This window comes from uncultured Campylobacter sp., from assembly GCF_947255105.1.
Classification (GTDB): Bacteria; Campylobacterota; Campylobacteria; order Campylobacterales; family Campylobacteraceae; genus Campylobacter_B.
In genome coordinates this window covers 1-26,965 of record NZ_CAMYFP010000002.1, presented here as the reverse complement: position 1 = coordinate 26,965, position 26,965 = coordinate 1, and the positions used below count along the sequence as shown (strand labels likewise).

Below are 26,965 nucleotides of genomic sequence, written 5' to 3'. Positions count from 1 at the left end.
TTGTTCCTTTATCTATATCTTAAATAGCCATTATTCTAACTAAAAATTGTTAAAGATAAATAAAAAAAATCTAATTTAACATAAATTGTCTATAAACATCATCAAGTAAGAAATATTTTTTGTCCAATGTACCTTTATAATAGACTGTAAAAGTTGATTCATAAGCTTTTTTGAAAAAACCTTCACTTGATAGTTTGAAAATTGAGTCATTGACTGCATCTAGCAGTTTATTGTTTCCTTTAGAAACTGCTGCAGCAACAAAGTCGTGATTACCTACTATTGGAACTGTTATTGTATATCTTGAGTCAAGTATAGGAATGGCTCCCAAAGAGAGAATAACGTGGAATATTCCATCGGCTTTTCCTGCTTTTAGATTGTTAAAGCAGTCATTTAAATTTTCGCAAGTAATAAGGTTCATTGATGAAAACATAACTGGATTTTCCTGGATATAAGTATCATTTGTAGTTCCCTTTATATAGAGCAATCTTTTACCCTTAAAGTCTGAGAGCTGTTTTAAACTGCCACTATCTTTGGATAATACAGACATATTTGTAGTAAGATATGGTATAGAAAAATCAACTTTAGCCCTTCTTTGGTTATTGACTGCAAAGGCTGCCATAACTAAATCAACCTGATTTTTTTCAAGCATTGGAATTCTGTCTTTTGCATCCATTCCAATGAAAGTAATCTTAATATTATCGCCAAATACTTTCTTTGATATGCTTTTGGCAAGTTCTACCTCAAAACCTACAAAATTGCTACCATCATAACTACCAAGTGGCGCAAAAGCCTTTCTTACGCCTATTCTTATCTCATTTTTGGATTTAATCTGATCAAATGTGTTAGCAAATGAGATCACAGAAAAAATAGATAAGATTAGAAATAATCTTCTCATCACTACTCCTTTTAAAAATATATTGAAATTTATTTATTTGTCATTGTAAAAATATTGTATATATCATCTAGTAAAAAATACTTTCTATCTAGTGTGCCTTTATAATAGGTGTTAAATGTTTCATCATACGCTCTTTTAAAAAAGCCATCTCTACTAAGCTCTAATATCGCTCTATCTACCTGCTTTAGTAGCTTTTTGTTGTCTTTGGCAACTGCTACACTCATAAAACTTGGTTTTCCAATAGCTGGTATTGAGATGATAAAGTCATTATCCAAAATTGGGATTACTCCCAAAGCAAAAATTGTGTGAAAATAGCCATCTATCTCACCATTTTTTAAAAGTTGAAAACACTGATATGAGTTTTCACAAGCAACGGTTTCTATATTGGCAAAATCTTTTGGATTGTCTTCTATATACTCTTGCGAAGTAGTTCCAACAAGATAACCAATCTTTTTAAAATTCATATCTGAGAGTTTTTTTACGCCAAGTTTTTTAGGTGTAACTATCGCCATATTGTCAGAAAAATATGGAATAGAGACATCGACATACTTTTTCCTCTCTTCGGTTACTGAGAAGTTTGCAACAATCAAATCAACAATATTGTCATTTAACTTAGGAATCCTATCTTTTACATCAACACCTACAAGAGTAACTTTTCCAGTTGGTCCTAAAATACTCTTGCCTATCTCTTTTGCAAGTTCAACCTCAAAGCCATGAAAACTGTCATCCTTAAGCTCACTAAATGGAGGAAAAGCATTTCTAACACCAATTCTTATCTCATTTTTAGCCTTAATTTCACTTAGTGTATTTGCATAAAGAGAAAAATTTGAGATAAAAAATATTAAAAAGATATATAAAAGTCTGTTACTTTTCATAAATAACCTTAAATTAATAAAATATACTAACCACAGCTGCTGCTAACAAAAAAACCAACCTGACACTGTCACCTAAATGACAACCTTGCAAAATTATACAGAGATATTCTTTAAGTAGTGTTAAAAATAGCTAGATAAAATTACCAAATAGCTTAATGCCAATTCATAAATCTAACTAAATTTTTCTAAATTTAAATAATATATTTTAAAAAAGATAAGAGAGCCTACAAAGAGGCTCAAATTTATTTTTTTCTTTTTTTAACTGAAAGTTTGTGTGCCTCTAGCCCCTCAATGTCTGCCAAGCTCATGCACGCAGCTGACAACTCATCAAAACCTCTATCGCTAATATGAATAATTGAGCTTCTTTTTATAAAGTTATAAACTCCAAGCGGTGAGAAAAACTTAGCACTTCCACCTGTTGGCAAAGTGTGATTTGGTCCTGCAACATAGTCTCCCATCGCCTCTGGTGTGTTTTTGCCAAGAAAGATAGCTCCGGCATTTTTGATAAGTGGTAGATAGCTCATAGCATCATCAAAACAAATTTCAAGATGTTCAACTGCAAGCTTATTCATGAGCTCTATTGCTTCAAATTTATCCTTTGCAACTACTATGGCGCCTCTATTTTCTATGCTTTTTCTAGCTATTGGCTCTCGTTTTAAAGTCTCTAGCTCTTTATAGATCATCTCTTTTACTGAGTTTGCAAATGTTTTGTCGTCTGTTATTAAAAAGCTACTTGCCATCTCGTCATGCTCTGCTTGAGAAAGTAGGTCAATAGCGGTTATTTTAGGATCCATGCTACTATCGGCTAAGATACCTATCTCGCTAGGTCCTGCAATCATATCAATATTTACATCGCCAAAAACAAGTTTTTTTGCTGTTGCTACAAAGATGTTGCCAGGTCCTGTTATGACATCTACCTTTGAGATGGTCTTAGTGCCATAAGCCATAGCTGCAATTGCACTTGCACCGCCTACTTTATAAGCTTTCTTAACACCCAAAAGATGGAGTGCTGCAAGAAGGAGTGAGTTTATCTCGCCATTTACAGCAGGCGTGCAAACTGTTATCTCTTTTACGCCGGCAACTTTTGCTGGTATGTAGTTCATCAAAAGTGAGCTTGGGTAGGCTGCCTTGCCACCTGGCACATAAAGTCCAGCACTAGAAAGTGGAGTTATTTTTTGTCCTAAGATGTTGCCATTTGACTCAAACTCAATCCAACTTTTCTCAAGCTGTTTTTGGTGAAATGCCTCTATCCTTGAGGCTGCTAAATTTATAGCGTCAAGTAGCTTTTTGTCGCATCTATCATAGGCCTTTTTCATCTCCTCTTTCGATATCAAAAAACCCTCTTTTGCATCCCAGTGATCAAACTTTGAAATTTGCTCTTTTAAAGCTATATCGCCTCTTTGCTTTACATCTTTTATGATACTCATAACAGACGGTGTAACGCTATCTACATCTAAATTTGATCTATTTATCAATTTGTCAAACTCAACTTTAAAATTTGCATTACTACTTTCTAAAATCTTCATATTTGCTCCTTAAATTTGTATCTATATCTTTCTATCTGGCTAATATTACCCAAAATTCCACCTTGATGAATATAGAGAATTGGATTTTTAAATCTGTCTTGATGTTTTAAAAGCGTCAAAAAACCAACCATATCATATATAAGCTCAAACTCAACCCCACACTCTTCCAAAAGCTCTTTGTAGAGGCTATATAGCTCGGTACATGGCTTGGCAAAATGGTATTTTTTAGGCGGTGGCAAGATAGTTACGGCTGAGTTTTTATCAAGAGATAAAATCTCTTTTTTAAGATACTCTTCATCGCCAACGCAAGGTGTTGTAAAGACTTTGAATTTGCTAAATTTAGATAGATAGGCAGCACTTGCTCCAGTTCCACTTGGCAAAAATATATCAAAACAGAGATTTAAATTTCGTGCATGAAGCTCAATCTCTCTAGCCTGTTTTTCAAAACCAAAGGCAGCCTCACTTTGTGCAACACCCTCTTTTATAAAAAGAGTTTTGCTATCTACCAAACTTCTTGCAAAAAGCTCTCTGTTTTGTGCTACAAAGAGCTTCATGCCATTTTCTAGGCTAAATTTGAGATTGCCAATGGGATCAGTTTTTAGAGTTTTGTTTAGATGTGATACAACATACGAAAACTCCAAAGAGTTCTCTTTAGCAAAAAGAGAGAGCGCATACATTGCATTTGACTGCGATGAGCCATAACTTACAATCTTGTTATAATTATCTAAATTTGAGTTTAAAAAATAGGCAAGTTTTCGTGCTTTGTTGCCGTTAATCTTGCCTATAAGATCATCTCTTAGTAGATAAAACTCAACTCCTCTAAAGCTTTTTTTCTCAATTGGTGCGATTTTCATCATTATTGAAGAAACTTTTTAATCTCCTCTATACTCTGTCTATTTGAGATGAGAAACTTTATCTCGATACGCCTACTAGCACCCTTATCTTCAACTCCATTTACAACAATTGGCTCCATATAGCTTCTTCCACTTGCGGTTAGATATTGTTTTAGTCGCTCATCTTTATTCCATGAGTTAATAAACTCCATCACAGCAAAAGCTCTTTGTTGTGAAAGCTCAAGGTTAAACATATACTCGCCATCACTATCGGTGTGACCCTCAATTATGATAGCATCAAGGTTTTTTCTAATGTAATCACTTTGCATTAAGATAGCAAAATAGTTCTCGAGAGTCTGTTTTAAACTCTCTTTTATATCATCCCTTAGTTTATATGAACCTTTATCAAAAAGAATGGCAGAAGAGAGAGTAAGTGCACCAGTTTGCTGGTCTATCTCAACTTGATTGCCAAGCTTTTCTTTTATTTCAGATATCAAATTTACCTGAATACCGGTTAGATTTTTAATGCGATTTTTAGTAATATTTAAGTCGTTTAATATGCGGTTCAAATCTCTATCTTTTTGAGTTATTTGCTCCAAAAAGTAGGCAATTTTAACTTCATTTTCAGAAATCTTTTCATCTTTTTGCTTGTTTTGCTCAAGTAAATTTTTTATGTAGCTATCAAGATCTACATTTTTACTCTCCAAATCACTTGCTAGTTTTTTAAGCTCTTCTATTTGGATAACATAGACTGAATTTGAGCTTTTTAAATTTTTAACTTCGATATTTAGCTGATTTAACTTATCGCTAAATATCTTATTTATCGCTTCTAACTCAGAGTTTTTATCCTTTTCATTTTGTAAAAGTGCCATAGTTGATAGGTAGTCACTCTCTTTTTGATGAAGGGAGCTTTGAGTTAAAAAATACTTCACAATTACTCCACCAACAAGTAGTATAAATACAAACAAAAGCCCAGCCATAAGGTCGGCATAGGCTATCCAAAAATTATCGTTTTCTTCTTTTCTAAATTTCATTTTAACTATCCCTCTTTTCTTCTTCAACACTTGCTAAAGATCTTTTTAGATCCTCAATAACATCGCTATTGTCAAAGGTAATAACACTCTGTTTTAACTCATCTTTAAATTCATCTAACTCATCTTTTATCTCTATTGCACCTTTCGAATAGATAGCTGAAAGGTCATCTTTATTTTTTTCGATAATATCAATAAGTTCTCTAAATTTATCCTCCAAAGAGCTAACGGCATCTTCTAAATTTTGTGTTTTTTGTGAGTTGAAGCTCATGATAAATTTAAACTCTTTTGCAATATCATTTTGAAGCTTTAAAATATTTTTTGAGAGATTTTCAACACTTAAAATCGTCTTATCATAGCCCTCAAAAATAGCGCTTTGTATAGCAATAGTTTCGTCTATCTGCTCTTTGGCTCTGTTTAATTGCTCTTTTAAAGTAGCTATACTTTCCTCTTCCAAAGACAAAATTTCATCAAATCTTGCCTGTTTTTCTCTAAGAGATTTGGTTAAGTTTTTGCTAAAGTCATCGCTTGTAGCATTTGCCATTATTTGGTTTAGTCTCTCATTTTTAAAGATAAGCTCTTGAATGTAGCCTTGAGTAATCTCTTGCTGTTGCCAAAAGAAATTTCTAGTGGCATTTTGATACTTAAAGATAACTCTTTGAAATCTACTAAGCCCTCTTTTTTCAAAATATATCCACCAAAGTGCCAAAAATATACCATATATTGAGACATAAAAAGCTGTTCCAACACCGCCTAAAAGCTGAGCAATCTCGCCTTCTAGGGCATTTATGTTGGTGGATGAAAAAGCTGGCATTGAGATGGCAATACTTATGAAAGTTCCCAAAATTCCAAGCATTGGAAAGATACCGGATGCAACGCTTGAGTAGTTTTCATTTCTTACATCTCTAACAAAATCATCGGTAAAGTCTTCAAAACTTGCATTTGACTTCTTGCGGTTGCCAATGATGACAAGATGTGACATTATGTAGTCTTTAAGCTCTTTTTTGAAAAGATCAATTCTATCTTCAAAAAGCCTGCAACCATAATCAGCATTGTGTCTTGCAAAAATAAGTGCAATTATTAACAAAAAACTCATCATAATGATGGTGTGAAGCCCAACCTTAAAGGAAAGAACATCTAAAAATCCAAGTAAAAATACCAAGAAAAAGACAACCGGTGCAAAAATAATCTTTAGATAAACTCCTATCAAAGAGCCGCCGCTCTGTTCAGGTAGCGGAATATCTAGTATCACATCACTTTTATTTTCTCTCTCCATCTTTGCTCCTTTAGTTTCTATCTATGCAATTTAGGTCTTTAAAAGCTTGAAGCAATCTATCTCTCATACTCTCTTCACCCTTTCTTAGCCATTTACGAGGATCGTAATATTGCTTATTTGGGCTATGTTCGCCAGTTGGATTGCCTATTTGCCCTTGCATATACTCTCTAAATTTCGCTTCATACTCTCTTACGCCGTCCCAAAATGCCCACTGAGTATCTGTGTCAATATTCATCTTAATAACTCCATAGCTCACAGCATCTCTTATATCTTTTAAGCTACTTCCACTTCCACCATGAAAGACAAAGTTTATTGGACGATCATCTTTTAGATCAAATTTATCTTTAATATATTGTTGAGAATTTTTTAATATCTCTGGTCTTAAGACTACATTGCCTGGTTTATAAACTCCATGCACATTGCCAAAACTTGCAGCTATGCTAAATTTATCACTGATTTTCTTGAGTCTTTCATAGGCATATGCCACATCTTTAGGTTGAGTATATAAAAGAGCATTATCAACATTGGTATTGTCGATTCCATCCTCTTCGCCACCCGTTACTCCTAGCTCTATCTCCAAATTTATACCAAGTTCACTCATGCTTTTTAGATATTTCTCGCAAGTTGAGATGTTGTCATTTAGTGACTCAACGCTTAAATCAATCATATGAGAGCTAAAAAGTGGTATGCCATTTTTTGCCTTAAACTCTTTGCTTGCCTCTATCAAACTATCAATCCAAGGAAGCAAGGCTCTATTTGCATGGTCAGTATGAAGAATAACTGCCACACCATACTCTTTTGCCAAAGTATGAACATGCTTTGCACCAGCAATTGCACCCATAACAGCAGCATTTGGGCAAGTTTTACCTGCATAAAAGCTCGCCCCACCATTTGAAAACTGTATGATTATAGGTGAATTAGCCTTTTTTGCACTCTCTAGTGCCGCATTTAATGAGTGACTGCCCACAACATTGACTGCAGGAATTGCAAAGTTGTTTTCTTTTGCAAATTTATAAAGAGTATTTAACTCATCACCGCTTAAAACGCCTGTTTTTACTAGATCCAATACACCCATTGCACTATCCTCTTATCTATTTAGTAGTTGGCTCTTTTTTAAGATCTATCTTATACTCAATTTTTGCTTTGCTAGTAAGATCTTTTGCCATATTTTGTAATTTAACTCTATATTTATCCTCTTTTAGAAGTGCTGAAATATAGTCTCTTACACCCTCATCTTTAAGAGTTATCTGTTTTTTAGGAATGTAGTTGGTCTTTAGTATGACATGGTAGCCAAACTGTGTTTTTACAGGATCTTTTGTAAGTTCATTGACCTTGAGTCCCGCAACCGCATCACTAAACTCTTTTACCATTGTATCGGCAACAAAAAGTCCAAGATCTCCGCCATTTTGTTTTGCAGATGGATCTATTGATTTCTCTTTTGCAATCTTTTCAAAACTCTTTGCAAGATCTGCTGCTTTTGCTTTTTTAAGTTCTGCAATGATGTTTTTTGCCTCTTTTTCATCCTTTACAAGGATATGTTTTGCGCCAAATTTCTCTGGCTCTACAAATTTATCTTTATTTCTCTCATAAAACTCTGCAATCTCAACATCATTTACCTTAATCTTCTCAAACTCTCTTAACTGCCAGGTGCGGAATGCCAATGTATCTTTGATGGAATTTAACTCATCAATATAGGCCTTATCTTTCTCAATACCGCTTTTTTTGGCAACATCAGTAAGAAGTTCTATCTCTATAGCTCTATCTACAATGTCTTTTATGGTTTGAGGTGGAAGTTGATCTAGATTAACTCCTGCTGGAAGCCCTTGAAGCATAGGAGCTAGCTCTTTTTGAGTAATCTCTTTGCCATTTACTGTCGCATAAACTGTAGCAGCTTGAAGTGATGCTGCAACTACTAAACTCATTGTGCCTAACAAAAATTTGTTCATTTTATAACCCTTTGTAATAAATATTCGTTGATTATATCTTAAATTTATAAATTCATAAATCTATAGTAAAATTGTTTTTATGAGAACTAAAAAAGAGATAGAAAAAATCAAAGAGCTTTTTTTAAGCCACTATGACAAACCGGCTACTGAGTTAAATTTTAAGAATTTATATGAGCTTTTAGTAAGTGTGATGCTCTCAGCACAATGCACTGACAAAAGAGTAAATCTAATCACTCCGTCGCTATTTAGCGCTTATCCAGATATAGAAACTCTTTCAAAAGCTAAGTTAAACTCGCTAAAACTTATCATAAACTCCTGTAGTTTTTATAACAATAAAGCCATAAATTTGATAGAAATGGCAAAAAAAGTTAGAGATGATTTTGGTGGCAAAATCCCACTTACTCAAAAAGAGCTAATGAGCCTTGCCGGTGTCGGTCAAAAGACGGCAAATGTCGTGCTTATAGAGTATGCAAATGCCAACTTAATGGCTGTAGATACTCATGTCTTTAGAGTTTCGCATAGGCTTGATTTAAGCAAAGCAAAAACTCCAGAGCTTACTGAAATCGACCTAGTAAAAGCTTTTAAAACTGAGCTTAACTACCTTCATCAAGCAATGGTGTTATTTGGAAGATATACTTGTAAAGCAGTTAAGCCAAATTGCAAAGAGTGCTTTTTATACAATCTTTGCAACTCAAAAGACAAAGTTAAACTCTCTTAATAATTGCTCTTACAACATCGGTTATAAGGGCAACAGAGGCTAACTCTACCTTTTCGTTGATACTGTGCGGTCCATAGATATTTGGTCCAATGGAGCAAGAGTGAAGTTCTTTATCTTTTTCCATCAAAATCCCACACTCAAGCCCTGCATGAACCGCCTCAAATTTGACATCTTTTTTTATCTTTGCAAACTCATCTAAAACAATATGGCTAAAGTCGTTTAAAATAGGTTGCCAAGGCGGAGTCTGGTTGGCAAATGTAGTCTTAAAGCCAAAAGTTTCTGCCAAAAGCTCTGTTTCAAATTTGGTATTTTCTAACCCCTCTTTGCTCATAGATCTTGGAAAAAGTTGTATTGAAACCTCTTTGGTAGTTGCATTTAGAACAGATAAATTTATACTATCTTGCGCACTTCCAACACTTTCATCATAGCTTCTAACGCCCTGTGCAAAGGTGCAGATAAATTTCAAAAGTCTAAAATCATCATCCAAAACTTCATCATCTTTTAATCCCAAAGCTTTGATTTGATATTTGCTATTTTCTTTCAACTCTTTTTCAAAACCAACTATCGCAACAGCTCCTACTGGAATGGAATTTCTGCGCTCACCACCGCTAAATTTGGCAACATAACCTCTATTTTGATAGATAAATTTAGCCAACTCTTTTATGGCATTTGGTCTGTTTTTGGTGATATCTAGTCCGCTATGACCACCAGGCAAGCCACTTAGCGAAATTTCATAGAAAAATAGCTTTTCTTTTTTGCTTTTGAAATTTGCATGAAGCATTATATCAACGCCACCAGCGCACCCAACAATGACACTATCATCGCTCTCACTATCCAAATTTAAAAGTTTTTTGCTCTTAGTTTTGAAGTTGCAATTACTAGCGCCCATCAAACCAACCTCTTCGTTGTTTGTAAAAATAACCTCCAAGTCACCAAACTCTCTTAACATCTCCAAAGCAATCGCAACGCCTATGCCATCATCAGCCCCTAGAGTTGAGTTTTTGGCAAAGAGAAAGCCATCTTTTTCTACAACATCTATCTTTGGTGCATCGCCAACACAAACCATATCATAATGTGCTTGCAAACAGAGTTTTGGCCTGCCTTTATAGGCGTAGATATTTCTCTCTTCATCGACACTTACCTCACAACCAAGCTCTTTTAGAAGAGCTATCAAAAAGTCTCCCAACTTCTCTGTATGATAGCTACAATGCGGAATTTGACAAATCTGCTTAAATGTTTTAATTACATTTTGATTTTGCATTTCAATCCTTTTGTTTTTGTGTTATAGTGTATCGAAAAATTAAAAAAATGGATAAATCTATGGATATAAAAGAGATAGAAAATAGAAATTTAAAAGCCTTAGAGTTAAATCTCTACAAAAATATTTATGAGATGATTTTAAATTTGAAAGTTGAAGCTAAAAATGTAGAGCTTGGAGATGTTATCAGACTTAAATATAGTGGCGATGAAAAAGAGGTTTTATCAATCGCAAAGGCTCTCAAACCTTGGCGAAAAGGTCCATTTGAGCTGAATTCACTATTTATAGATAGTGAGTGGCAAAGTTTTATAAAATATAACATTTTACAGCCACACTTAAATTTGAAAGATAAAATTGTTGGTGATATTGGCTGCAATAATGGCTACTATCTCTTTAGAATGCTAGAGCAAAAACCAAAGAGAGTGGTTGGCTTTGACCCTTGTATAAGACCCTATTTGCAATTTTTGTTTTTGGATAAATTTATAAAAAGTGGCATTGATTTTAGGCTACTTGGAGTTTCACAACTGCCTGATATGAAGCTTAAATTTGACACTCTTTTTTGCCTTGGTGTGATCTATCATAGAGGTGATCCTGTAGCAATGCTAAAAGAGCTTAAAAGCTCGCTAGCTCCCGGTGGTGAGCTTTTTTTAGATAGTATCTATTTGGATATGGAGGGCGAGTTTGCACTAACTCCCAAAAACAGCTATGCAAAAATGTCAAATGTCTATTTTATCCCAACTATCAAAGCTTTGCAAAATTGGTGTGAGCGGGCGAAATTTAGAGAGTTTGAAGTCCTTGCTACAAATAAAACAAAGAGCAGTGAGCAGAGAAAAACTGAGTGGATAGAGGGGGAGAGCTTGGGGGATTTTTTAGATCCAAATGATAGCACAAAGACAATTGAGGGCTATCCAGCGCCAAAAAGAGTCTATATAAGAGTGGAGCTCTAATCCAACTTACCGCTAGCTTTTATAAGCAAAATCTCATATCCCAAAGCATTCATCTTGGCACTAAGAGTTGATAATTTGTCTAAAGAGTTTTTATTTAGTGCCTCCAAATACTCCACTGGCTGGGACTTTCCACTCTCATGTCTTCTTTTGTACCCATTGAGCTCTTTGTTGCTGTTTTGCAAAGATATAAGAGAGTTTTTATAGAGTTTTTTACCAACTTCATCTTGAGATTTTAAAAACTTCATCTCAATTAAGGCTTCAAAAAGTGCCTTTTCATACCCATTTTTTGCCTGCTTAAAGGCAACTTCGCCAACTTTTACTCTATTTTTTACCCTTTTGTAGTCAAGAAATGGCAAATTTAGCCTAAAAACTCCACTTAAAAAATCCAACCCAAAACTATCTTTAAACTCATCGCTATTTGAATTAAGTGCGCCCATTATGGTGATATTTGGAAAAAACTCACCCTTAGATGCCCTATATCCATAAAAGCTTGAGTTTAGACGCTCAATGACGGCTTTGATGTCGGCTCTATTTTGCAAAGATGATAAATTTATAGATAAATTTGGCTCCAAAAAATGGACACTTTCCAAATTTAAACTCAAATCCAACTCCACCTCTTCGCCAATTAGCTTAAAAAGTGCCTCTTTGCTTTTGGCAATCTCGTTTTTGTTGGCAAGTAGCTCATTTTGTAGTGCCAAAAGCTTTTGATGGCTTGCAAGTAGCGCTAAGTTGTCTATATTGCCCTCGCTAAACTTAAGAGTTTGAATTCTCTCTATCTTCTCATAGTTTTGTAAGTTTTGTCTAAGCACTTTATCTTTGTAGTTTAAAAAAACAAGGCTTAAGTAACTTTGCGTAACTTTTGAAACTATAAAAGCTCTTAAATCTTGCAGATCAAAAATGGTAGCTTTTAGCTCACTTGAAGCGGAGGCGGTTTGGTTTTTTATCTTTGCAAAGAGATCTATCTCGTAGCTCAAATTTAAGCTAAAAGAGTAATTTTCCTTAAAGTTGCCACTTTTAGTAATATCTCTACTAGTTTGCGCACTATAATTTGCACTTAGAGTTGGAAGTTTGTTTGCACTCTCAATGCCAACTTTTGCATAGGAGCTCTCTATATTGAAAAGGGCCTTTTTTATCTCATTATTGTTAAGAAGTGCCTTTTCTACTAAGCTATTAAGCTCGCTACTGCCTAGCTTTTCATACCACGTTATCTTTGAGCTGCTCTCTTTGGTAGAAAGCGGTTTGTAGCTATCAACATCGCCTTTGTTGGCACATCCAATTAAGAAAATCAGAGTTAAAAAAAGAGCTATTTTTTTCATCGTCACTCCTGAATAAGCGCTTCTATTGGGTTTAGGTTGCTTGCATTTCTTGCAGGCAGAAAACCAAAAATTATACCTATAAAACTAGAGGCAAAAAGTGCCAAAATCATCGGTGGAATGGTAAGTATCATCGAAAAATCGCTGCTTATTGAATTAAAGATAAAAAAGATTATAAAACTGACCAAAAGCCCAAAAATACAGCCTATTAGACATAAAAGTATCGCCTCTAACAAAAATTGCAATAAAATATCTCTTTTTTTGGCGCCAATTGCCATTCTAATGCCTATCTCTTTGGTTCTTTCAGTAACAGTTACAAGCATAATATTCATAACGCCAATTCCACCAACCAAAAGTGAGATGATAGCAATTGATGAGATAAAGAGCTGCATAGTGCCTATGGTGCTTTCAACAGCCTGTTTTATGGTGTCGCTATTTCTAGTAAAAAAGTCTTTTTTGCCATGAAGTGCCGTTAGTTGCTCTGTTAGTTTGATCTCTGCAAGTTGGGCATTGACCTCATCTTTGACCTTTACAGTAATTGAGCGTATCTGCCTATCGCCTGTAATTTTGTTGATAACTGTTGAGTAGGGAGCATATAAATTTAAAAGCTCTGCACCAAAACCGCCAAACTCACTTTTTTTCAAAACTCCAACTACAACCATCGCTCGTTTATTAAAAAAGACTATCTTGCCGATTGGATCTTGCTCTTTAAAAAGCTCGTTTTTTGTGTTGTCGTCGATAACTACAACTGAGCTTGAGTTTTTGATATCATCTTCATTAAAGCTTCGCCCCACCGCTATCTCTTCTCCATTAATCTTTAAGCTATGTATCCCGCCACCTCTTAAATAGGCATTTAAAGTTTTGTTGGCATAGGTTATAGTGCCGCTTGTTTGGGTGTTGGGCGTAGAGTAGTCAAGATAGCTTTGAGTCGATAGAAAAAGTGCATCATCAAGTCTAAGTGAATTTACTCTACCAGATCTCATATCGCCAAAACCACGCCCTGGAAAGATAGTGATGGTGTTGCTGCCAATTGCTCTAATAGAAGAGATAATTTCCTCTTGCGCCCCCTTGCCAATAGCAACGACACAGATAACTGAGGCAATTCCTATGATGATACCAAGCATAGTTAAGGCAGAGCGAAGTTTGTGCGAGATAATTGAGCTAATAGACATCTTAAAAGACTCCATAAAGCGGTCTTTTAGAAGTGACGATCTTTTAGGCTCTCTAGTAACTTCTATCTCATTGCTCTTTGTTATCTCTCTTTTTGTAAAGGGCTTGGTATTTGGGCTATCTTTAAGTATTTCTCCATCCTTTATCTCAACAATTCTTTCTGCATAGGAGGCAATTTTGGGATCGTGCGTTACTAAGATGATTGTGCGACCCAAAGAGTGTAGCTCTTTTAAAATCTCCATAACCATCTCTCCGCTTGCACTATCAAGCGCTCCTGTTGGCTCATCTGCTAAAATTATCTTGGCACCATTTATCAAAGCTCTTGCGATACTTACACGTTGTTGCTGTCCACCACTTAGTGTGTTTGGGTAGTTTAGTAACTTATCTTTTAGTCCCAAATTTGTTAGGATTTTGGTAGCATTTTTTTGGCGAGTCTCTCTGTCATCGCCTTTGTAAATGGAGGCTAATGTTACATTTTGTAAGATGTTGAGTGATGATATGAGATTGTAGCGTTGAAAAACAAAGCCAAATGTTTTGTTTCTAAGCTCAGCCTTTTTATCGCTATCATAGGTGCCAACCTCCTTGCCATCTATAAAATACTCTCCACTACTTGGGCTATCTAGTGAGCCAATGATATTCATAAGTGTTGATTTGCCAGAGCCAGACTGCCCGATAATTGCTACAAACTCGCCTTTTTGTATGGTTAAATTTATATCTTTTAAAACATGAATCTCATTTGAAGAGATGTTAAATTTCTTGTTGATATCTCTTAGCTCAAGTAGTGCCATCAGATATCACTTATTATCAATTTTGATGGAGAACTGCTAGTGATTATGACCTCATCATCACTACTTAATCCCTGCAATATCTCACTATTTATCGAATTTGCAATGCCAACTTTGACCTCTTTTTTGGTGGCTTTTCCATTTTTCAAAACCTTTACAAAAGTAGAGTTGCCCTCCTTAAAAATAGCGCTAGTTGGGATGTAGAGTGTGTTTTTGGATTGATTGATGATGATACTATTTTCAGTTGTCATACCAATCTTTAAAAGCCCATCGCTATTATCAACTTTGGCCTTTGCATAGTAATAAACTGCACTATTTGAGCCTCTATTTTGACTTGAATAGACTCCATTGCTAAGTGTAGAAAGTGCTGGATCGATACTTGAAATAGAGCTTTTTTTGCTCTCATCATTAAATGCCAATATCTTATAGACAACCTCCATTCCAAGTGCTATCTTTGGAATATCTGCCTCTGAGATCTCCAAATTTATCTCCATTTTCGAGAGATCTGCAACTTCTGCAATCTTTGGCGCTATCTGCATTGCATTTAGAGTCTGTCCCTCTTTTACTGGAAGTGAAACTATGACACCATCAAGCGGAGAGACAATATTTGTATAGCTTAAATTTTTCTTAGCGATATCTAAATCAATGTTTGCCTGCTCAATCCTAGCCTCAATCTCAGTTAAATTTGCCATACTTAAACTAAGTGCATTTTTGCTATCTTCCAAACTTTGAAGTGATGTTGCCTTTGCCTTATAGAGCTTCTCTTCACGTTCAAATCTTTTTTTTGCTATCTCAAAAGCTATCTTTTTTTGCTCTAAATTTGCTCTGTAAATTTTAAGTTGCATCAAAACTTTATCTAGCTCATTTTGCTGTTTTTCTGAGTCAATTTTTGCTATCAAATCGCCCTTTTTGACACTATCTCCCAAAGAGACATAGAGCTTTTCTATCTGTCCGCTAACTTCAGCTCCAACAGTAACTAAGTCTTGTGCCATAACCTCGCCTGATGCAATAACTGTAACACTCAAATCACCATTTATTGGCTTTGCTGTTATGTAAATATCCTTTTGATCTTTGTTAAAAAAGTAAAAAATACAACAGGCCAAAACCAAAATAACCAAAATGGACAGAACTATAATCACTCTTTTTTTCTTCATCTACTCTCTTTTTGTGGGCATAATGGTCGAGATTGTATAGTAAATTTGCAAATGTAGTGTTAATGTGGATCAATAAGAGATGTTTTTAAATGTTTAAAATTGTTCTGTAAAATTTGAGAATCATTTTAAACTAAAGGAGAATATATGTTAAAAGAAAAATACCGTCTTTTCATAGATGGGGAGTTTATAGACTCTAGCGATGGCGCAACGATAGATGTCTTTAACCCAGCAACTGGCAAAAAGCTCTCAACCATAGCCGACGCTACAAAAGAAGATGTTGATAGAGCTGTAAAAGCCGCAAGAGTTGCATTTAACAAATTCAGGCACTCAACAGTCTCTACTCGCTCACAACTACTTTTAAAAATAGCAGATGTTATAGAGCAAAACAGCAAACACCTTGCCAAGGTAGAGACAATGGACAATGGCAAACCAATAAGAGAGACTCTAAACATAGATATTCCCTATGCAGTGGAACATTTTAGGTATTTTGCAGGCGTTATTCAAGCTGAAGAGGGAAGCGCAAATGTCTTAAATGAAGCACAACTTAGCATAGTTTTAAAAGAGCCAATAGGTGTTGTAGGACAAATTGTCCCTTGGAACTTTCCATTTTTGATGGCAGCTTGGAAACTAGCGCCAGTTATTGCAGCAGGTGATACAACTGTTTTTAAGCCATCAAGCGAGACTAGTTTAAGCGTGTTAGAGCTTATGCGTCTTATAAAAGACTTTCTTCCAAAGGGAATTATCAATGTCGTAACAGGCAGAGGAAGCAAGGCAGGAGAGTGGATAATCAACCACGATGGCATTGACAAGCTTGCATTTACAGGCTCTACTGAGATTGGGCGAGATGTTGGTATTGCAGCAGCCAAAAGAATCATTCCATCAACGTTGGAGCTAGGCGGAAAGAGTGCAAATATCATCTATGCTGATGCATGCCTAGATAAGGCTATAGATGGCGTTCAGCTTGGCATTTTGTTCAATCAAGGGCAAGTTTGTTGCGCAGGAAGCAGAATCTTTGTAGAGGAGAGCATTTATGATAAATTTATGGAGAAAATTGTAGCTAAATTTCAAAAGATCAAAGTTGGCGATCCGCTAGATCCAACAACTCAAATGGGTGCCCAAATCAACAAAAAACAGGCAGACAAGATCTTAGAATATGTAGAGATTGGCAAAAAAGAGGGAGCAAAAGTGGCAGTTGGTGGCAAAAGAGCAAGTTGTGGCGAGAGCTTTATAGAGCCAACTTTACTAAGCGATGTAACAAATGATATGAGAGTTGCACAAGAGGAGATTTTTGGTCCAGTTGGTGTTGTTATTAAGTTTAAAAACGAAGATGAGCTTATAAAGATGGTAAATGATAGCGAATATGGACTAGGAGGTGGAGTATTTACCAAAGATATCACAAAGGCACTTCGCACAGCAAGAGCTATGGAGACTGGAAGAGTTTGGATAAATACCTACAACCAAATTCCTGCTGGCTCTCCTTTTGGTGGCTATAAAAACTCAGGTCTTGGACGTGAAACTCACAAAATCATACTTGAGCACTACACTCAGTTAAAAAATATTATGATAGATCTAACAGGCAAAACTAGTGGATTTTATGAGCAATAATTTAAGGGGTGAGATTCCCCTTTTTGTAAAATGAACAGAGAAAAAAAGATCTACTCTTCGTTTGCAAATAGCCTAAATGGCGATGATGGTGCATATTATAAAGGCTATGTCTATTGTAAAGATCTCTTTGTTGAAAAGATACATTTTAAAAGAGAGTGGCTTAACCTAAAACAAATCGTACAAAAAAGCCTGCTAGTTAATATCTCAGATGCCATCTCTATGAATGCAAAGCCCAAATTTGCACTTCTTGGACTAGAACTTCCCAAAGATATAACTAACAAAGAGATAAAAGAGCTTACTTTGGCTTTTAAAAAAGAGGCCAAAAAATGGGGAATCTCAATTATTGGCGGCGATACAGTTAGCGGCGATAGGATTGCAATAAGCATAACTCTTATCTCAAAGTCCAAAAAACCACTCTTTAGAAGCGGCGCAAAGGTTGGTGACTTGGTGGCCTTTAGTGGGGATTTGGGCAGCGTTAAAAAAGATCTCCAATCACTCCAAAAGAACAAAAAGATATCGCCTACTTCTAAGTTTATAAGACCAAAAATTAGAGCTAAATTTATGCAAAAAGCAGCACCTTTTCTAAACTCTGCCATGGATATAAGCGACTCTTTGGGAAGCGATTTAAAGATATTGTTAAAAAAGAGTAAAGTTGGAGTTAAATTTCTAAAAAAGCCAACAAAAGAGCAGTTTTTAAGCGCTGAAGAGTATGAGTTGCTATTTAGTTTTTGCCCAAAAAATCTAAAAAAAGTCAAAAAAATTGCCAAAAAAACCAAGACTAAACTTACAATATTTGCAAAGATAACAGAAAAGAAAAAAAGAGAGTTTATCTCACCAAAACCGCACCATTTTTAGGATTGTTGCTTTGAAGTAAAAATTTGATAAAATTATCCAACTTTTAATGAGGCGGTAGCTTTGAGTTATAGAAAAAGATTTAGAAAACTTGGACTTTTGCTTGTCTTTGTTGGCGTTTTGATTATGAGCTTTGAATCAAGCGTTATCAAATTTAGCACAATTGGCGGCTGGGAGTTTTTGTTTTGGCTTGGAATTACACTCTTTATCTCTTCGCTTTTTATGATAGCAATTAGTTCCAAAAAAATAACATTTACCCACCCAAAAGCACTTTTTGCCTCTTCACTTTCTATGGCATTAAGTAACATCTGCTTTGTCTTTGCTGTAAAATTAACAGGTATCTCAACAACAGTCCTAATTCTAGCAACAGCACCAATAATATCGGCTCTTTTAGATCTTGCAATCACAAAAAAACGAACTCCAAATTTACTTTTTGTAGCAAGTATTTTTGTCTTTATAGGACTTTTTATCATCTTAAAAGATAGCCAAAAGGAGATAAATTTAGTTGGTGTAGTTTTGGCATTTTTGGTAGTTTTCTTTTTTGCGCTTATGTATGTAATACTTTCAAACTATCCACGTATACAAAGAGAGAGTCAAATAGCACTTTCGGCACTTCTAATAACTTTTATTAGTCTTTGGTTTGTGGATTATGATTTTAAACTATCAACACTTTATCCTATCTTTCTTATGGGATTTTTCATCATGCCAGTATCAAGACTTCTCATAGGAAATGGCTCTAAGTTTATCTTAAGTGCTGAAGTTGGACTTTTGGTCATTCTTGAAAGTATCTTAGCGCCAATCTGGGGAGTTCTTTTTTTAAAAGAACCTCTTACCACCAACACCATCATCGGCGGTCTAATTATAATCATTTCAATACTCTTTTATACAATTTATAGCAAAAAATAGCCGCTGTTATTTTGTATAGATTAAACTTAACTATGTTAAAATGTCAAATTAATTTTAAGGAAAAGCAGTGAGCAAAGATACCTCTATAATAATCTTAGCTGCCGGTTTTGGCACGAGAATGAAGTCTAGCAAAGCAAAGGTCTTGCATGAACTTTGCGGAATCCCAATGATAGTCCATATCCTAAAGAGTGCTTATGAAGTAAGCGATGATGTAGCCGTAGTTTTGTCTCATCAACTTGAAGAGATAAGCGCTGTTATAAAAAAACTCTATCCAAAAACCAAAATTTACAGACAAGATATCACAAACTATCCTGGCACAGCGGGCGCGCTTCGAGATATTGAGTTTAGTGGCAAAAAAACTTTGGTAATTTGTGGCGATATGCCTCTTATCACCGCTAAAGAGATAAGCTCTTTGGCAAAAGAGGATGGCGATATCGCACTTAGTGTCTTTAAGGCAAAGGAGCCATCAAACTATGGAAGAGTTGTGATGAGCGGGTCTGCTATCAAAAAGATAGTTGAACAAAAAGATGCAAGCGATGAAGAGAGAAAGATAGAGCTTGTAAATGGCGGCTGCTATGCCTTTAAAACAGATGTTTTAAAAAGACTTTTACCACTTATCTCAAACAACAACAACCAAAAAGAGTATTATCTAACAGATACGATAGAGTTAGCCACAAAAAATGGTCTAGTCTGCAAAGCTGTGATTGTTGATGAGTTAAATTTTATGGGGATAAATGACAAATTTAGCCTTAGTGTTGCAGAGGAGATTTTAGGTAACCGCATAAAAAAAGAGCTTATGCTAAATGGCGTGAAATTTAGACTACCTGCTACTACTTATATTGACGTAAGAGCTAAATTTAGCGGTGAGTGCGTAGTTGAAGAAAATGTTACTATCATCGGTGAGTGCGAGTTAGACAATGTAACTATCAAGTCAGGAACTATCATCGAAAACTCTAAAATTTCAAACTCAAAAATTGGTCCGCTTGCTCACATTCGCCCAAATTGCGATATCAAAAATAGTGCCATTGGCAACTTTGTAGAGCTAAAAAATGCAAAGCTAAATGGCGTCAAAGCCGGTCATTTAAGCTATCTTGGCGATTGTTTTATAGATGAGGGGACAAATGTCGGATGTGGAGTCATTACTTGTAACTATGATGGCAAAGCCAAATACCAAACAAAAGTTGGTAAAAATGTCTTTATAGGAAGCGACTCTCAACTAATAGCTCCTGTTACTGTAGAAGATGATGTCATCATAGCAGCAGGAAGCACCATAACTTCAGATATCACAAAAGGCTCTTTAGCTATTAGCCGTGTCAAACAGACCAACAAAGAGGACTTTTTCTATAAATTTTTCAAGGCAAAAGAATGTTAAAAAACAAAAAAATACTATTGGCCGTTTCAGGAAGTATCAGTTTTTACAAAGCTTATGAGCTTTTATCACTCTTTAAAAAGGCGGAAGCCAAAGTTTATGTAGCACTTAGCAACGGCGTGCTTGAGTTTTGTAGTCCTGTTGGCTTTGAGGCACTTAGCGGGAATAAAGTTCTTTGCGAAAAGACCAAGGATTGGACTAGCGGTCTTAATCACATAGATTATTCAAAGGTGGATTTGGTAGTCATAGCGCCAGCTAGCGTCAATACCATAAACAAACTTGCAAATGGAATTTGTGACAGTGTCTTTATGGAAACTCTAATCGCCTCAAAGGCTCCACTAGTTATCGCTCCTGCTGCCAACACAAATATGCTAGACAATCCCGCAACCAAAAGGGCTTTGGAGCAGTTAAGAGAAGATGGCGCCTATATAGTAAAGCCTGTAAGCAAACGCCTTGCATGTGGTGACTTTGGCAATGGCGCTTTGGCTAGTGTTGAAAATATCTTTTTGGCAGCTTGCAGAGCTATAAAGCGAGATGAATTTTATCATGATAAAAAGGTTGTAGTAACCGCTGGTCCAACTATAGAAAAGCTAGATGATGTAAGAGCGATAACCAACCTCTCAAGTGGCAAAATGGGAAGAGCTTTGGCAGACGCTTTCTATCTACTTGGTGCAGATGTCACACTCATAAGCAGCGTAACTACAGAAGCACCCTATAAGATAGTCAAATTTGAAAGCTCAGTCGGACTAGAGTCAGCCCTAACAAACCAAAAACTAAAAAAGGGCGATATCATAGTAATGGCAGCGGCGGTTAGCGACTTTATACCTGTAAGAGTAAGAGGCAAAATAAGCAAAGATGAAGTAGGTTCTCTTATCTCTTTAAATTTCAAACAAAACAAAGATATCATCTCAACACTTAAATTTGATGGTGTAAAAAAGATAGGTTTCAAGCTAGAAACTGACAAAAAAGAGGGACTAAAAAGAGCTAAAAATATGCTAAAAGATAAAAACCTTGACGCAGTCTGTCTAAATGTGCTTGATGAGATTGTGCAATTTGGAAGCAGTCAAACTAGAGTAGTCTTTATTGCAAATAACAAAGAAGAGGAGCTAGCTCTTGATAGCAAGGCAAATATCGCCTTTAAAATCGCTGAGCTTATAAAGAGTTTGTAGATGAATGAGTTAAAACATCTTGCTATCATCATGGACGGCAATAGACGCTGGGCAAAACAAAAGGGCTTTATCCAGTCAAAAGGGCATGAGATGGGAGCAAATGTTGTAGAAGATGTTGTGAGATTTTGTCTAGATAAAAAGGTAGAGACTCTAACACTTTATGCCTTTAGCATAGAAAATTGGAACCGCCCAAAGCAAGAGGTCAAAACTTTACTTTTACTACTTAATAAATTTCTGGATACCAAAAAAGAGCTATTTTTAAAAGAAAATATCAAATTTAAGCCAATTGGCGATATAGAAGAGCTTGATGAAAAGCTAAAAGAGAAGCTTTATGACTTGCAAAGCTCTACAAAAAACAACTCAAAGTTAAATTTCAACTTAGCCATAAACTACAGCGCCAAAAATGAGATAGTAAGAGCTTGCAACAAAGTGCTACAAAAAGGACTTGCTATAAATGAGCAAAATATCTCTTCGCACCTTGATACTGCGGAGTTTGGAGATGTGGATCTGCTTGTTAGAACTGGTGGTGAACAAAGAATTTCCAACTTCTTACTTTGGCAATCAAGCTACGCTGAGTTTGAATTTACTCCCACTCTTTGGCCAGATTTTGGCTATGAGGAGCTTGATAGGTTGGTAAAAGTTTATGAGAAAAAGAGCCGTAGATTTGGGCGATAGAGAAGAGTAAAGGAGATAATTTGAGCGAGCAGCATTTATATTGGTTATTTTTTATACTATTTGGGCTTTGTTTTGGCTCTTTTAGCAATGTTCTCATCTACAGACTTCCTGAGGGCAAAAGTATAAATTTCCCGCCCTCTTCTTGTATGAATTGCAAAAAAAGACTTAAGTGGTATCACAATATCCCGCTCTTTTCTTGGATAGCACTTCGTGGAAGATGTGCTTACTGCAAATGCCATATAAGCTTTCAATATCCTTTAGTTGAGTTAATAGGCGGCCTATTGATGTTTTGCGCCTATTTTTATGAAAACTCCATTATCAAGGGACTTTTACTTGGAATTTGCTTTATAAATTTACTCAGCCTTAGCATAATTGACCTAAGATACAAAGCTGTTCCATCGTCGCTACTTTATCTAAATTTAGCCATTGCCCTACTTTATGGCTGGAGCATAGACTTAATCCTATCGGCTGCTCTTTTTGCAGCACTGTTTTTCTCGCTTAGAGTAGTTGTTAGTTTTGTCATAAAACAAGAGGCCATGGGAAGTGCAGATATCGACATAGCTGCGATAATCGGTGCAATTTTAGGCATAAAACTTGGCTTTTTTGCTATATATCTAGCAGCACTCTTAACTCTTCCTGCCTATTTGATAGTTAGAAAAAGAGGCTATGAGCTGCCTTTTGTGCCATTTTTAGCCGCTGGACTTCTTCTTAGTTATCTATTTAGCAGTGAGATTTTACTACTTTTTGAGAAGTTGTATGGCTAGCATAAATAGATATCTCTTAAGCAATTTTTTATATAGTTTCATACCGCTTTTTGGCACCCTTTTTCTTATCGTTTCTATAATCTTTTTCATGCTGATAGCTAGAGTTACGGCCTTTATCGAGATAGATTTTTATGAGCTTTTGCAACTCTATCTTTTTTATATGCCGCGAGTTTTTATCTTTACTATGCCAATTTCGTTTTTTATAGCTGTTGGAATTTCTTTGTTTAAACTCTCAAAAGAGAGCGAGATTATTGTGCTTTTTACACTTGGTTACAACCCAAGTAAGATAAAAAATCTCTTTTTGTCTATCGCCTTTTTTATCTCTTTATTCCTGCTATTTTGTGGAATGATAATAGTACCAATCGCCCAAAACCTCAAAGAAAACTTCTTTGACTACAAAAAAACAAAGGCTGTCATCAACATAAAAACTGGCGAATTTGGGCAAAAATTTGCAAACTGGCTAGTCTATATCGAGAGCGAAAAAGATGATATTTACAAAGATATCTTTATGTATTCCCCAAAAGATAGCAACAAAGATGAGCGAATAATTACCGCTAGAGAGGGAAGCGTTACGAACAGGGCTGGATATTTTGTCCTTGAGCTAAAAAGTGGTAAAATTTACACCAATCAAAAAAACTCATGGCATATAACGAAATTTAGCAAGCTAAGCATTAGTTCCACTTCAAATGTAGAGATAAAAAACCCACTTAGTATCAAAGAGTATTGGCAAAATGTACTTAACTCCAAAAATGGCAAGCAGGAATTTACCATCTATGTTTTGGCCTCTTTATTCCCGCTAGCTGGGACTTTGTTTGCTATAGGGCTTGGAATTGTTGTCTATAGATATCAACAAAATGGAATTTATCTTGGACTTTTTGCAGTGCTGTTTAGCTACTATGCTATCTTGATGCTCTTAGCAAACAAGCCATTTATCGCGCTGCCTACCATATTTTTTGGATTTGGGCTACTTTCAATGCTCTTTTATCACTTTAGAATTGTTAAAAAGTTTTGATGAAGATAGTTCTAACATATGCCTATAACGGCGCCAAATTTAACGGGCTGCAAACCCAACCTCACAAAAATACAGTTGAAGATGCTTTAAATTTAGCACTTGGTCATGTTGGTATCTATGAGAGCGTTATCTCTAGCTCAAGAACCGATAAAGGCGTTCATGCACTTAGACAAAAAAGCACCACTCATTGCGGTGAGTTTTGGGATTTAGACAAATTAAAAAATATGTTAAATCGCCACGCCACGCCAAACATCTACATAAGAGAGATAAAACAGGTAGATGAGAGTTTTCAAGTGCGATTTGACGCAAAGGCTAGACTTTATAGCTATATTTTGAGTCACGATAAATTTAGCCCTTTTTTGGCGGATTTTGTCCTTTTTCATCCTAAGGTTGATATGTTGAGATTAAATGATTGTTTATCGGTATTTAAAGGTGAGCATGACTTTAGCGCCTACAAAAAAAATGGCACACCAAACAGCTCCACCATTCGCACCATCTACTTTGCAAAGGCATATAGATATAAAAACTACACCATCATAAGCATAAAAGCAAATGGATTTTTAAGAGCTCAAATTCGTTTTATGGTAGCCAATGTTTTAAAGGCACTAAACGATGACAAAATCAAGCTTTTTAAAGAGCTTTTTAAAGAGGGCAAAACACTTACAAAGATCCCGATAGCTCCAAACGGTCTCTATCTAAGAGAGGTTTTTTACTAAAACTTGCCTCTATACTCTAGATAAAAACTTCCCTCTTTTGTCTGATGAAGTGTCAAATTTGGATCTTTTAATGCCTCATTTAAAAAGATAGTCAAAAATGGGCTAATCAACAAAACATTGTCCTTATTCTCTTTGTTATAGCTCTCAAACAGATAGAGACTATAGGGCAAAAAAGCGCTCCCTAGTCCATATTGCTTGTGAAGATATGAAGCGCCATAAAGCATATCTATCTCATGCGGATTAAAAAGAGGCTCATTTACGTCTTTTTGTCTAAGCTCAGACGCTGGAATGTTGATGTCGTTTGGCGTTGCGATCTGGCTTTGTTTTTGAAGCAAAAATGGATCTAACTTACTTTTGTTGATATCCTTTTGCATCAAAAGCTCATATCCGATAGTATAAAGCGGTATGCCATAGCCTACAAACTCATCTTTTTTAGGCTCATCAGCCCCAAAAAGTAAGCCTTGCAAAAGGACAAATAAAACAAAAGCTCTCAACTACAAAATCTCTCTAAACTCATAGCCATTTTTCTTAAGCGCCCAAGCAATCTCTTCTTGATGACTTCTGCCCTTTGTCTCAAGCGTGATAGTAATAGCCGCGTCCCCATACTCAAGCTCTGTAGAGAAGCGATCATAGTCTATCTTTACTATGTTGGCATTGACACTTCTTAAAACATCAGTTAGCCCCATCAAAGCGCCAGGTTTATCGACCAAAGTCACATTTATAGTCATTTTGCGATAAGACTTTATAAGGCCCTTTTCGATGATGATATTAAGCATTTGAACATCGATATTGCCGCCACTTAGGACAATTCCTACATTTGAGTCTTTGTTGTGGTTTAGCTTGCCACTCATAAGTGCTGCAACTCCAACCGCACCAGCGCCCTCAACTATGATCTTTTGCTCTTCCAAAAGATAGAGTATGGCGTTGGCTATCTCTTCGTCATCAACCTGCACAAACTCATCTACATTTTCCAAGATATGACCCAAAGTTATAGGGCTTGTGTCTCGCACAGAGATACCATCTGCTATAGTGCGAACGCTTTTTGAGTTTATCTGTTTTTTGGCGTTGAAGCTCTCAAACATAGCCGGCGCACCTTTTGCACCAACTCCTATGATCTTGATGGCGGGATTTATCTGTTTGGCACAGCTTGCAATGCCGCTTATTAGCCCACCGCCGCCAACAGGCACAACTATATAGTCAAGATCTGGCACCTCTTCCAACATCTCAAGGACAATAGTTCCCTGCCCTGCTTGCACAAACTCATCATCAAAAGGATGGACAAAAACCATATTATGCTCTTTGGTATATTCTAGTGCATAAGCATATGCTTCATCAAAGTTATCGCCCTTTAGGATAACTTCCGCGCCCAAAGCTTTGGTGCCACTAACCTTCAAAAGTGGCGTTGCCTCTGGCATAACAATAACAGCTCTTATCCCAAAATGAGCCGCACTTATGGCAACGCCTTGGGCGTGATTACCAGCACTTGCTGCAACTACTCCTCTTTCTTGCTCTTCTTTGGTTAAGTTAGCAAGCTTGTTGTAAGCACCGCGAATCTTATAAGCGCCTGTTTTTTGTAAATTTTCACTCTTTAAGTAGATATTTGCGCCAAATTTAAGACTTAATCTTGTAGATCTTGCAAATGTAGTTTTGACGACAAAGTTGGCTATAGTCCTTTTGGCTTGGATGATTTTGTTAAGGTCGACCATGAGTTTCCTTTTGTAAATTTAAAACTTTATTGTAGCGAAATTTAAACTTCAAGTTTCTAGGCTCTTAACATTTTTGTTGCTATCTCTATCATCTCAATGGCGCTCTCTCTATAGTCAATCATCATATTGTAAATTTCATCTTCGCTTAAAACTGCTCTTTTTAGATCAACTGGAATCTCCCCTTTTCTATCGGCTTCTAGGTCATCGTTTCTTTGCTTGCCGTAGTAATAATCCATAAGCTTTTGATACTCTTTTAAAGATTTTTTTAAGGTTTTTAAAAGCTTGTTTAATTTCTCTAAAGTATCTATTTGAAACTCTAAATTTTTCTCAAACACAGTTATATGAGCGAATTTTTCTTCATTTAAATTTTTCATTTTTTATCCTTTATATTTTTTAAGTATAACTATACTCTCAACCCCTATGGTTATGGGGAACATATCCACGCTCGTAGATGGAAACATATC

The 26,965-nt window shown here is 35.8% G+C and carries 26 protein-coding genes; 11 read left to right on the top strand and 15 right to left on the bottom strand.

Going from position 1 to position 26,965, the window contains the following annotated elements:
* Positions 1–70: 70 nt before the first annotated feature.
* The 8 genes from Q0X52_RS01740 to Q0X52_RS01705 all read right to left on the bottom strand — a co-directional run bounded on the left by Q0X52_RS01740 (position 71) and on the right by Q0X52_RS01705 (position 8,382).
* Positions 71–895 carry a transporter substrate-binding domain-containing protein gene (locus Q0X52_RS01740; RefSeq protein ID WP_297574068.1) on the bottom strand — a complete coding sequence of 275 codons (825 nt, stop codon included), beginning with the start codon at positions 893–895 and terminating at the stop codon, positions 71–73.
* A 29-nt stretch (positions 896–924) separates the two neighbouring features.
* Complete coding sequence (locus Q0X52_RS01735) at positions 925–1,770, bottom strand: transporter substrate-binding domain-containing protein (protein ID WP_297574066.1); 846 nt, start codon at positions 1,768–1,770, stop codon at positions 925–927.
* 242 nt (positions 1,771–2,012) lie between these two features.
* A complete protein-coding gene (hisD, locus tag Q0X52_RS01730; RefSeq protein ID WP_297574064.1) occupies positions 2,013–3,296 on the bottom strand; it encodes a histidinol dehydrogenase in 1,284 nt (427 codons plus the stop codon).
* A complete protein-coding gene (locus tag Q0X52_RS01725; protein WP_297574062.1) occupies positions 3,293–4,150 on the bottom strand; it encodes a 1-aminocyclopropane-1-carboxylate deaminase in 858 nt (285 codons plus the stop codon). Before Q0X52_RS01725 ends, hisD begins: the two co-directional genes overlap by 4 nt.
* Positions 4,151–4,152: 2 nt before the next feature.
* Complete coding sequence (locus Q0X52_RS01720) at positions 4,153–5,163, bottom strand: OmpA family protein (RefSeq protein ID WP_297574060.1); 1,011 nt, start codon at positions 5,161–5,163, stop codon at positions 4,153–4,155.
* Between the two features lies 1 nt (position 5,164).
* On the bottom strand, positions 5,165–6,436 hold the full coding sequence (locus Q0X52_RS01715; protein ID WP_297574058.1) for a MotA/TolQ/ExbB proton channel family protein: 1,272 nt from the start codon (positions 6,434–6,436) through the stop codon (positions 5,165–5,167).
* A 10-nt stretch (positions 6,437–6,446) separates the two neighbouring features.
* The gene (gene fbaA / locus Q0X52_RS01710; protein ID WP_297574056.1) at positions 6,447–7,511 is read right to left on the bottom strand and encodes a class II fructose-bisphosphate aldolase; all 1,065 of its coding nucleotides are present in this window, start codon (positions 7,509–7,511) and stop codon (positions 6,447–6,449) included.
* A gap of 16 nt (positions 7,512–7,527) precedes the next feature.
* Positions 7,528–8,382 (bottom strand): peptidylprolyl isomerase, encoded by an 855-nt coding sequence (locus tag Q0X52_RS01705; RefSeq protein WP_297574054.1) that lies wholly within the window; start codon positions 8,380–8,382, stop codon positions 7,528–7,530.
* A 79-nt stretch (positions 8,383–8,461) separates the two neighbouring features.
* Here Q0X52_RS01705 and nth point away from each other — a divergent pair, with 79 nt between their 5' ends.
* On the top strand, positions 8,462–9,100 hold the full coding sequence (gene nth / locus Q0X52_RS01700; RefSeq protein WP_297574052.1) for an endonuclease III: 639 nt from the start codon (positions 8,462–8,464) through the stop codon (positions 9,098–9,100).
* On the opposite strand, the gene Q0X52_RS01695 is transcribed toward nth, so the two are convergent.
* On the bottom strand, positions 9,087–10,361 hold the full coding sequence (locus tag Q0X52_RS01695; protein WP_297574051.1) for a M20/M25/M40 family metallo-hydrolase: 1,275 nt from the start codon (positions 10,359–10,361) through the stop codon (positions 9,087–9,089). The two genes, nth and Q0X52_RS01695, sit on opposite strands and share 14 nt — an antisense overlap.
* A 59-nt stretch (positions 10,362–10,420) precedes the next feature.
* Here Q0X52_RS01695 and cmoB point away from each other — a divergent pair, with 59 nt between their 5' ends.
* Positions 10,421–11,305, top strand: a complete 885-nt coding sequence (cmoB, locus tag Q0X52_RS01690; protein ID WP_297574050.1) for a tRNA 5-methoxyuridine(34)/uridine 5-oxyacetic acid(34) synthase CmoB — start codon at positions 10,421–10,423, stop codon at positions 11,303–11,305.
* Here the strand turns inward: cmoB and Q0X52_RS01685 are convergent.
* Genes Q0X52_RS01685 through Q0X52_RS01675 form a run of 3 tightly spaced genes read right to left on the bottom strand, consistent with a single transcriptional unit; the run spans position 11,302 to position 15,727 of the window.
* Positions 11,302–12,621, bottom strand: a complete 1,320-nt coding sequence (locus Q0X52_RS01685; RefSeq protein ID WP_297574047.1) for a TolC family protein — start codon at positions 12,619–12,621, stop codon at positions 11,302–11,304. The genes cmoB and Q0X52_RS01685 overlap by 4 nt on opposite strands.
* Positions 12,622–12,623: 2 nt before the next feature.
* The gene (locus tag Q0X52_RS01680) at positions 12,624–14,576 is read right to left on the bottom strand and encodes an ABC transporter permease (protein ID WP_297574044.1); all 1,953 of its coding nucleotides are present in this window, start codon (positions 14,574–14,576) and stop codon (positions 12,624–12,626) included.
* Positions 14,576–15,727, bottom strand: a complete 1,152-nt coding sequence (locus tag Q0X52_RS01675) for an efflux RND transporter periplasmic adaptor subunit (RefSeq protein WP_297574041.1) — start codon at positions 15,725–15,727, stop codon at positions 14,576–14,578. Before Q0X52_RS01675 ends, Q0X52_RS01680 begins: the two co-directional genes overlap by 1 nt.
* Positions 15,728–15,871: 144 nt before the next feature.
* On the opposite strand from Q0X52_RS01675, the gene Q0X52_RS01670 reads away from it, so the two are divergent.
* From Q0X52_RS01670 to truA, 9 genes are all read left to right on the top strand, one after another.
* On the top strand, positions 15,872–17,332 hold the full coding sequence (locus Q0X52_RS01670; RefSeq protein WP_297574038.1) for an aldehyde dehydrogenase family protein: 1,461 nt from the start codon (positions 15,872–15,874) through the stop codon (positions 17,330–17,332).
* Positions 17,333–17,362: 30 nt separating this feature from the next.
* Entirely contained in the window at positions 17,363–18,187 is an 825-nt protein-coding gene (locus Q0X52_RS01665) for a thiamine-phosphate kinase (protein ID WP_297574036.1), read from the top strand.
* Between the two features lie 60 nt (positions 18,188–18,247).
* Positions 18,248–19,090 (top strand): DMT family transporter, encoded by an 843-nt coding sequence (locus tag Q0X52_RS01660; RefSeq protein WP_297574033.1) that lies wholly within the window; start codon positions 18,248–18,250, stop codon positions 19,088–19,090.
* A 67-nt stretch (positions 19,091–19,157) separates the two neighbouring features.
* Positions 19,158–20,462 (top strand): bifunctional UDP-N-acetylglucosamine diphosphorylase/glucosamine-1-phosphate N-acetyltransferase GlmU, encoded by a 1,305-nt coding sequence (glmU, locus tag Q0X52_RS01655; protein WP_297574030.1) that lies wholly within the window; start codon positions 19,158–19,160, stop codon positions 20,460–20,462.
* Positions 20,456–21,628 (top strand): bifunctional phosphopantothenoylcysteine decarboxylase/phosphopantothenate--cysteine ligase CoaBC, encoded by a 1,173-nt coding sequence (gene coaBC, locus Q0X52_RS01650; protein WP_297574026.1) that lies wholly within the window; start codon positions 20,456–20,458, stop codon positions 21,626–21,628. Before glmU ends, coaBC begins: the two co-directional genes overlap by 7 nt.
* Positions 21,629–22,303 (top strand): polyprenyl diphosphate synthase, encoded by a 675-nt coding sequence (uppS, locus tag Q0X52_RS01645; protein ID WP_297574023.1) that lies wholly within the window; start codon positions 21,629–21,631, stop codon positions 22,301–22,303.
* A 20-nt stretch (positions 22,304–22,323) separates the two neighbouring features.
* A complete protein-coding gene (locus tag Q0X52_RS01640) occupies positions 22,324–23,067 on the top strand; it encodes an A24 family peptidase (protein WP_297574020.1) in 744 nt (247 codons plus the stop codon).
* Positions 23,060–24,079, top strand: coding sequence for an LptF/LptG family permease (locus Q0X52_RS01635; protein ID WP_297574017.1), 1,020 nt, complete (start codon positions 23,060–23,062; stop codon positions 24,077–24,079). The genes Q0X52_RS01640 and Q0X52_RS01635 overlap by 8 nt, the downstream gene beginning before the upstream one ends.
* Positions 24,076–24,795: a tRNA pseudouridine(38-40) synthase TruA gene (gene truA, locus Q0X52_RS01630; protein ID WP_297574014.1), complete on the top strand. Its 720-nt coding sequence runs from the start codon at positions 24,076–24,078 to the stop codon at positions 24,793–24,795. The genes Q0X52_RS01635 and truA overlap by 4 nt, the downstream gene beginning before the upstream one ends.
* On the opposite strand, the gene Q0X52_RS01625 is transcribed toward truA, so the two are convergent.
* Genes Q0X52_RS01625 through Q0X52_RS01615 form a run of 3 tightly spaced genes read right to left on the bottom strand, consistent with a single transcriptional unit; the run spans position 24,792 to position 26,875 of the window.
* Entirely contained in the window at positions 24,792–25,289 is a 498-nt protein-coding gene (locus Q0X52_RS01625) for a hypothetical protein (protein WP_297574011.1), read from the bottom strand. The genes truA and Q0X52_RS01625 overlap by 4 nt on opposite strands.
* Positions 25,290–26,501, bottom strand: coding sequence for a threonine ammonia-lyase (gene ilvA / locus Q0X52_RS01620; RefSeq protein WP_297574008.1), 1,212 nt, complete (start codon positions 26,499–26,501; stop codon positions 25,290–25,292).
* A gap of 56 nt (positions 26,502–26,557) precedes the next feature.
* Positions 26,558–26,875: a DUF4298 domain-containing protein gene (locus Q0X52_RS01615; RefSeq protein WP_297574005.1), complete on the bottom strand. Its 318-nt coding sequence runs from the start codon at positions 26,873–26,875 to the stop codon at positions 26,558–26,560.
* Positions 26,876–26,965 lie beyond the last annotated feature (90 nt).

Coding starts and splice junctions, on each gene's coding strand:
- cmoB (WP_297574050.1), top strand. CDS start 10,421: ATGGATATAAAAGAGATAGAAAATAGAAATTTAAAAGCCTTAGAGTTA.
- Q0X52_RS01735 (WP_297574066.1), bottom strand. CDS start 1,770: ATGAAAAGTAACAGACTTTTATATATCTTTTTAATATTTTTTATCTCA.
- Q0X52_RS01680 (WP_297574044.1), bottom strand. CDS start 14,576: ATGGCACTACTTGAGCTAAGAGATATCAACAAGAAATTTAACATCTCT.
- hisD (WP_297574064.1), bottom strand. CDS start 3,296: ATGAAGATTTTAGAAAGTAGTAATGCAAATTTTAAAGTTGAGTTTGAC.
- Q0X52_RS01725 (WP_297574062.1), bottom strand. CDS start 4,150: ATGAAAATCGCACCAATTGAGAAAAAAAGCTTTAGAGGAGTTGAGTTT.
- Q0X52_RS01720 (WP_297574060.1), bottom strand. CDS start 5,163: ATGAAATTTAGAAAAGAAGAAAACGATAATTTTTGGATAGCCTATGCC.
- Q0X52_RS01695 (WP_297574051.1), bottom strand. CDS start 10,361: ATGCAAAATCAAAATGTAATTAAAACATTTAAGCAGATTTGTCAAATT.
- Q0X52_RS01635 (WP_297574017.1), top strand. CDS start 23,060: ATGGCTAGCATAAATAGATATCTCTTAAGCAATTTTTTATATAGTTTC.
- nth (WP_297574052.1), top strand. CDS start 8,462: ATGAGAACTAAAAAAGAGATAGAAAAAATCAAAGAGCTTTTTTTAAGC.
- Q0X52_RS01615 (WP_297574005.1), bottom strand. CDS start 26,875: ATGAAAAATTTAAATGAAGAAAAATTCGCTCATATAACTGTGTTTGAG.
- Q0X52_RS01740 (WP_297574068.1), bottom strand. CDS start 895: ATGAGAAGATTATTTCTAATCTTATCTATTTTTTCTGTGATCTCATTT.
- Q0X52_RS01665 (WP_297574036.1), top strand. CDS start 17,363: ATGAACAGAGAAAAAAAGATCTACTCTTCGTTTGCAAATAGCCTAAAT.
- Q0X52_RS01705 (WP_297574054.1), bottom strand. CDS start 8,382: ATGAACAAATTTTTGTTAGGCACAATGAGTTTAGTAGTTGCAGCATCA.
- fbaA (WP_297574056.1), bottom strand. CDS start 7,511: ATGGGTGTATTGGATCTAGTAAAAACAGGCGTTTTAAGCGGTGATGAG.
- uppS (WP_297574023.1), top strand. CDS start 21,629: ATGAATGAGTTAAAACATCTTGCTATCATCATGGACGGCAATAGACGC.
- ilvA (WP_297574008.1), bottom strand. CDS start 26,501: ATGGTCGACCTTAACAAAATCATCCAAGCCAAAAGGACTATAGCCAAC.
- Q0X52_RS01670 (WP_297574038.1), top strand. CDS start 15,872: ATGTTAAAAGAAAAATACCGTCTTTTCATAGATGGGGAGTTTATAGAC.
- Q0X52_RS01685 (WP_297574047.1), bottom strand. CDS start 12,621: ATGAAAAAAATAGCTCTTTTTTTAACTCTGATTTTCTTAATTGGATGT.
- coaBC (WP_297574026.1), top strand. CDS start 20,456: ATGTTAAAAAACAAAAAAATACTATTGGCCGTTTCAGGAAGTATCAGT.
- Q0X52_RS01715 (WP_297574058.1), bottom strand. CDS start 6,436: ATGGAGAGAGAAAATAAAAGTGATGTGATACTAGATATTCCGCTACCT.
- Q0X52_RS01675 (WP_297574041.1), bottom strand. CDS start 15,727: ATGAAGAAAAAAAGAGTGATTATAGTTCTGTCCATTTTGGTTATTTTG.